The 5,429-nt window shown below is 45.7% G+C and carries 5 protein-coding genes; 2 read left to right on the top strand and 3 right to left on the bottom strand.

The genetic code is table 11. The annotated features are described in order from the left end of the window. Positions 1-145: 145 nt before the first annotated feature. The 3 genes from JGK11_RS10620 to JGK11_RS10610 all read right to left on the bottom strand — a co-directional run bounded on the left by JGK11_RS10620 (position 146) and on the right by JGK11_RS10610 (position 4,025). On the bottom strand, positions 146-556 hold the full coding sequence (locus tag JGK11_RS10620) for a hypothetical protein (RefSeq protein WP_293174454.1): 411 nt from the start codon (positions 554-556) through the stop codon (positions 146-148). A 754-nt stretch (positions 557-1,310) separates the two neighbouring features. Next, entirely contained in the window at positions 1,311-1,916 is a 606-nt protein-coding gene (locus tag JGK11_RS10615) for a DUF3318 domain-containing protein (RefSeq protein WP_293174457.1), read from the bottom strand. A 534-nt stretch (positions 1,917-2,450) separates the two neighbouring features. Next, on the bottom strand, positions 2,451-4,025 hold the full coding sequence (locus JGK11_RS10610; RefSeq protein ID WP_293211544.1) for a nucleoside transporter C-terminal domain-containing protein: 1,575 nt from the start codon (positions 4,023-4,025) through the stop codon (positions 2,451-2,453). Between the two features lie 219 nt (positions 4,026-4,244). Between JGK11_RS10610 and JGK11_RS10605 the strand changes: the two genes are divergently transcribed. Then, positions 4,245-4,523, top strand: coding sequence for a hypothetical protein (locus JGK11_RS10605; RefSeq protein WP_293195650.1), 279 nt, complete (start codon positions 4,245-4,247; stop codon positions 4,521-4,523). Positions 4,524-4,559: 36 nt separating this feature from the next. Continuing rightward, positions 4,560-5,219, top strand: coding sequence for a DUF2834 domain-containing protein (locus tag JGK11_RS10600; protein WP_293174466.1), 660 nt, complete (start codon positions 4,560-4,562; stop codon positions 5,217-5,219). Positions 5,220-5,429: the final 210 nt, after the last annotated feature.

The following is a 5,429-nucleotide window of genomic DNA, read 5'->3' as shown; positions in this document are numbered from 1 at the left end:
AGCGCTCTTAATAATATCAGGAAAAAGCGCCCAAGCCCAACTAGGCAGCGCAGTTTTAAAATTAGGTACGTTGTTGCGCTTCAGCGCTCTTAATAATATGAGGAAAGAGCGCTTTGCAGTACAATCAGGAATGTTCGATCGAACGCTAAGAGTCAGCGGCAAAATACTTAATTAAGACGCTCATCACTTCACCTCGATTTTGAGTCGGAACAAACGGACTCCAGTCAGTAGCGCAAGCAAAATTATCGCGGTGAAAAGAATGAATGACGCGGGAAACAACAGGGCGAGAACTGATAATGAACAGTTTCAAGAGTTCTCGGTTAACTGAATTGGGCAAGTTTGGTTCCTTAGCAGGGGGCCCAATGAGTTCGGTGATTGGACTTTCGGCGCCAATCTCGAAAGCAAGTATTAAGTCGGTATTGGGTAGCAGTTGTCGGATGACTTTCAGGGAAGATTCTGCTTCGCTGCGGCTGCGAAATTGTCCGATGGGTAAGCGCTGAAAGTTGGGCAGCAGTCGGTAAATAATCCAGGAATTCGTAGTTTCTGGGGTGTTCATGGCTGTATTCTAAATTGGGTATGTTTGCCCACAGGAAAGTGACAGAATTGCACGCGAGTGCGAGCGCGATAGAGGATCGAGCTACTGCAATAAATCTGCGTCCTAATTCATGATTTTTTATCGATACGCCGCAGAACTAGCGGCAACAATATCCTGTTGGCAATGACGTTATGTTACATCGAGAATTAACTTTGAGAGTGCGTTTTTACATAATGTAATTTAATCAAGTAAAGGTTCAAAATAAGCGCTTAAAATAGGCGCTTAAAATAGGCGAATTAAAAGCAAAAACAATTATAAACAAACGTTAATAAATGCAAGATGCTAACAATTCAGGTCAAACATAATTCAAGTTTTCGCACCGATACACGGCACTGCCGGGATTTTTGCCGTTTGGTGGGGGTATCTTTTGATGAGTTGCCGGATTATCTCAGTCGGTGGGTAGATGAGGAGGAGTCATAGGAGGTCGATCGGGCGATCGCGCTTTCGCTTAAAATAAGTACGTTACTGAAGCTGATTAAGACGATGAAAGTGCAAGTTTTGTCAGTTAAACCTGCGACATAAGCAGTTAATCTAGAAACTCGTCAAAGGGCGATCGCAATTGTTGAGAAATTACCAGCAGCTATGCTGGATGAGGCAGTTAAGTTTCTGGAATCTTTGTCTGTTAAGGCTAATTTGGTTGAATAGCGATGTTTTTTTGCAGTACGGGCGATTCCCTACGGGATAGCTTCGCTCGCGCGTACTTTCGATGTTTTTTTCAATCCTGTCTGACGCTATCGGGCACGCCCACCGCCGAAATACCCGATATCGCCCTTAAATTTTGACACCGAATCAACTCGTTAAAATCCAAAGTACGCTGTTCTATCTGCGCCACAGATTCGATCGCCCCCAGGAGATGTCCCGCCGCCTCAGATTCACTGTAACCGCGCCTTCCCGCCACCCGAATCGCCGTTTCGTCGGCATCTAATTCTACTTGCGAACTGCGGTTGTCGCGCCAAATTCGAGTCATCGCCAGTCCCGTCAACCCACCGGCGATCGCAATTCCGATCGCATCTCCCTGCAACAATTCTACAACAGTGCCGAGAATACCCGCCACAGCCGCCCCTTGATAAATATCCGGCTTAAACCACTTGAAATTGCCCAGAAAACTTACAGTACGCAATAGCAGTAAATCCCGCTGCGGCTTAGATAGCAGGCGCCACAAATCAAAATTAATATAAATCGGGCGAGATTGATGCCAAGGTAAAGGAAAATCGCAATCAATTACCGTCGATTGTTGAGGCTTATTAATAATTTTACTCATCATGCGGCCGGAGGCCGGCATCACATCTAACAGGCGGCGAATTTCTGGTTCTGGATTCATAGATTTTTGGGGTAATTGGTAATTGGTAATTGGTAATTGGTAATTGCAAAAAAAACAATCTTATCTATCAGAGACTCGTAGGGGCGGGTTCACCAACAATATTTAACTCCCATCAATAACCTACATAAACCCGCCCCCACACAACCAATAAACTACATCAAATTATCTATCAGGGACTCGTAGGGGCGGGTTCACCAACAATATTTAACTCCCATCAATAACCTACATAAACCCGCCCCCACACAACCAATAAACTACATCAACTTTGATTTCGCTCCAATACGAAAATATAACTGTAACATTACTTACGCCATAGGCACAAAATAAAGGTTAATTTTTAAGTACGTTGTTGCGCTTGGGCGCTCTTTCATACATATATAATAAAGTGAGTGAGGGCGGGTTTTAAAGATTGTCAATTATTGACAAATATTGTTGGCTCAGAAAGATTCGCGGACGTTGTTGGGCTTGGGCCCTCTTGGTTTCAGTGGTTATATAACCTGTCAGTCATACCTCACCTTTTTGAGAAAGGCTATATTAAGGCGTTTTCTTCGATTCAGATTTAGGAGATTCTTGAGCTTTCGGAGCAGCTTTTTCACCCTTCGGCAAAGGCTTCGGGCTGGCAATTGCTGGGGCAACTGACGGCTTCGGACTTGCGGCGGGAGATGCGCCCGACTTCGGCAAAGCAGGAGCGCTAATCGGGGCAGTAGGCGGTGTCTTAGTGCCTAAAATGCTGGAGTCTCCGGTGTCAAATAATCCGGCGATGCAGGCAATCATCATTGTAGCTAAGGTGCCGACAAATAAGGCTTTCCAACCAAGTTCGGAAATGTCTTTGCGGCGGGAGGGAATTAGGGCGATTGTACCGCCGACAAATATGCCGACGGAAGCTAAGTGGGCGAAACCGGAAAGGGCGTAACTGACAATTAATACTGTGCGATCGCTAATCAGTCCTTTTGCCGCCGCTTCTGCTAAGGTTTGATAAGGTGGAATCGCCGTTTCTAACAGTCGCCGTCCGATGATGACTGAGGCTGTCCAAGAATCCTCAAACGGAACTCCGGTTAACAAAGTTAGCGGATAAAATAAGGCTCCTTGAATGTTTTGCAGGGTGATAAAACTAAAGATTGTACCAATTGGAGCCGGCAACACGGCCAGCCAGGCAAAGAATTGATTGATTAAGGAAACTAAACCCAAGATTAAAATCAAAACAGCGGCGATGGCGACTGCCATTTTCACACCGTCTAATGCGCCAATAATTGCAGCATCCAAAGGGCTGACTCGTTCGATAGGTTCTCCGCCAACTGTCTCTTGTTTGCGGATCTCACCGTCATTTTCTCCAAGTTCGTCGCCGATAAACTCGTGGCCTTGAGGTTTTGGTTGTTCCTTGGGAATGCCGCCCATTGTCACTGGTACACCTGTTTCGGGAACTAAGATTTTGGAGAGGACAAAGCAAGCGGGAATGGCGATAATTGAGGCTGAAACTAAATGCCCTAAAATATTGGGAAAAACAGGCTTGAGAAAACTGACGTAAATTGCTAATGTTGATGAAGCGGCAGTCCCAAAACAGCAGGAGAGGATTGCACAAAGCTCGGAACGAGTCATTTGTGGCAAATAAGGTTTGACGACAATTGCTGCTTCGATTCCTACGAAAATATTGGCGGCGCCGCTGAGTGCTTCTGCGCCGCTTAACCGCATTGTCATGTAAAATATTTTGGCAAAAACTTCGGTGATAATTTGAATTACGCCGATATTATAAAGCAATGCCATGAGGCCGGAAAAAAACACGACTGTTGGTAAAGCCCGAAAGGCGAAAATATATCCTAAATTAACTGGCGGGTCTTGACCGGGTATTGGTACAATGTTTCTGCCGAATACAAATCTGGCACCGGCGTCAGCAGCGGTGAATACTCCATCGAGCAAGCTGGTAAACCACTCTAGGGCGATGCGAGTTGGAGGAAATAGGAATACTAAAAATCCTAAGACTAATTGTAAGCCAATGCCCCAGATGATGACGCGCCAAGGTATATAGCGAACTTGGCGGTTTTCTGAAAAAATCCAGGCGATCGCACACAAGCCAAAGATGCCCAGAAATGAGATAAAGTTGTAGATAGACATGAGCCTAGTCCTTGAAATAGCTGAGAATGCCGATCGACGGCTTACACCACATCAGTTATACTATTCATCGGACGGCAAATGCCAAAAAAATAACTGTCATAGGAATTACGCACTCAACAGCGTACTTATGTCATAACTTATGCCGTTGCGAGCTCTACGGATCTTTAGCAACCCTTGATTTGCCTACTTAACAGCAGTTTAGATAGAAACACGCAACACATGGAAGCTTTTGCTCCACATCCTCCCGAATGGACTGCGGCGGCGGTTCACGCTACTGAGTTTTGCTGTCCCAAGTGCGCTGCTAGCTGCACGGATGCCCATGAGGTCTGGATTAATCGTCGATCGCCAGTATACACCGAGTCCAACCGCCGCAAGTGGCAAGAATTTTACCGCTGCCAGTGCGGCGCCGTGTGGTGGGCTTGGAGTAATGACAGGCCTCCTTCGGAACTTGTCCGCAGCGATGAGAGCTCCGATGAGGGCTCCGATGATGATTTTTAGAAGGTTGAGTCGATTTTCGATTCTGAGAAGGAATATATGTCTAGAAAAATTGGATTTGCTCTGCTTTGGATTATATTCAGCACCTACGCCTTTGTATTTGCGCCACCCGACAACCCCGACACCATCACACTAATTACCAACCTTTCCACAGGCAAAATAGCAGGCATCAACCCTTTAATTGTAGCTTTGTTTAACATCATGGGAGTCTGGCCGCTGATTTACAGTTGCGTCTTATTTGCCGACGGCAGAGGGCAGAAAATACGAGCATGGATTTTTGCAACTTTATCATTTGGCGTCGGTGCATTTGCCTTGCTCCCTTATTTAGCCCTGCGCGAACCGAATCCAGAATTTTCTGGCACTAAAAATATTTTCTTAAAAATATTAGACTCCCGTTTTACTGGGATTGTCCTAACATTAGGCGCTGCTGCGTTGGTTGCTTTTGGCTTGACAAAAGGCGATTGGTCTGATTTTGTTGGGCAGTGGCAAACCAGCCGTTTTATCCACGTGATGAGTTTAGACTTTTGTCTGCTTTCCCTGCTATTTCCTGCTTTATTAACCGACGATATGGCGCGCCGAGGAGTGCAAAATTCAATAGCATTTTGGGCAGTAACATTAGTGCCCCTGTTCGGGCCATTGGCTTATCTGTGTACCCGCCCACCGCTGCCTGAAAATAATCCTAAAATTGTTACAAATTAGACAGCAGTGCAGGAAATGCTCAGTTTAATCTAGGAATTGAGCGTCATAATGGAAGAAACAGGCAAGATGCCTGTTCCACAATGAGTAAATTTTCTTGTAGCATGGGCTTCCAGCCCGTGCAAAAAACAGGCAAGATGCCTGTTCCACAATCAGTAAATTTTCTGGTGGCATGGGCTTCTAGCCCGTGCAAAAAACAGGCAAGATGCCTGT

Source organism: Microcoleus sp. PH2017_34_RAT_O_A (assembly GCF_020737885.1).
Lineage (GTDB): Bacteria > Cyanobacteriota > Cyanobacteriia > Cyanobacteriales > Microcoleaceae > Microcoleus.
The sequence above is the reverse complement of the archived record's forward strand: the minus strand, read 5'-3'. Positions and strand labels throughout refer to the sequence as shown.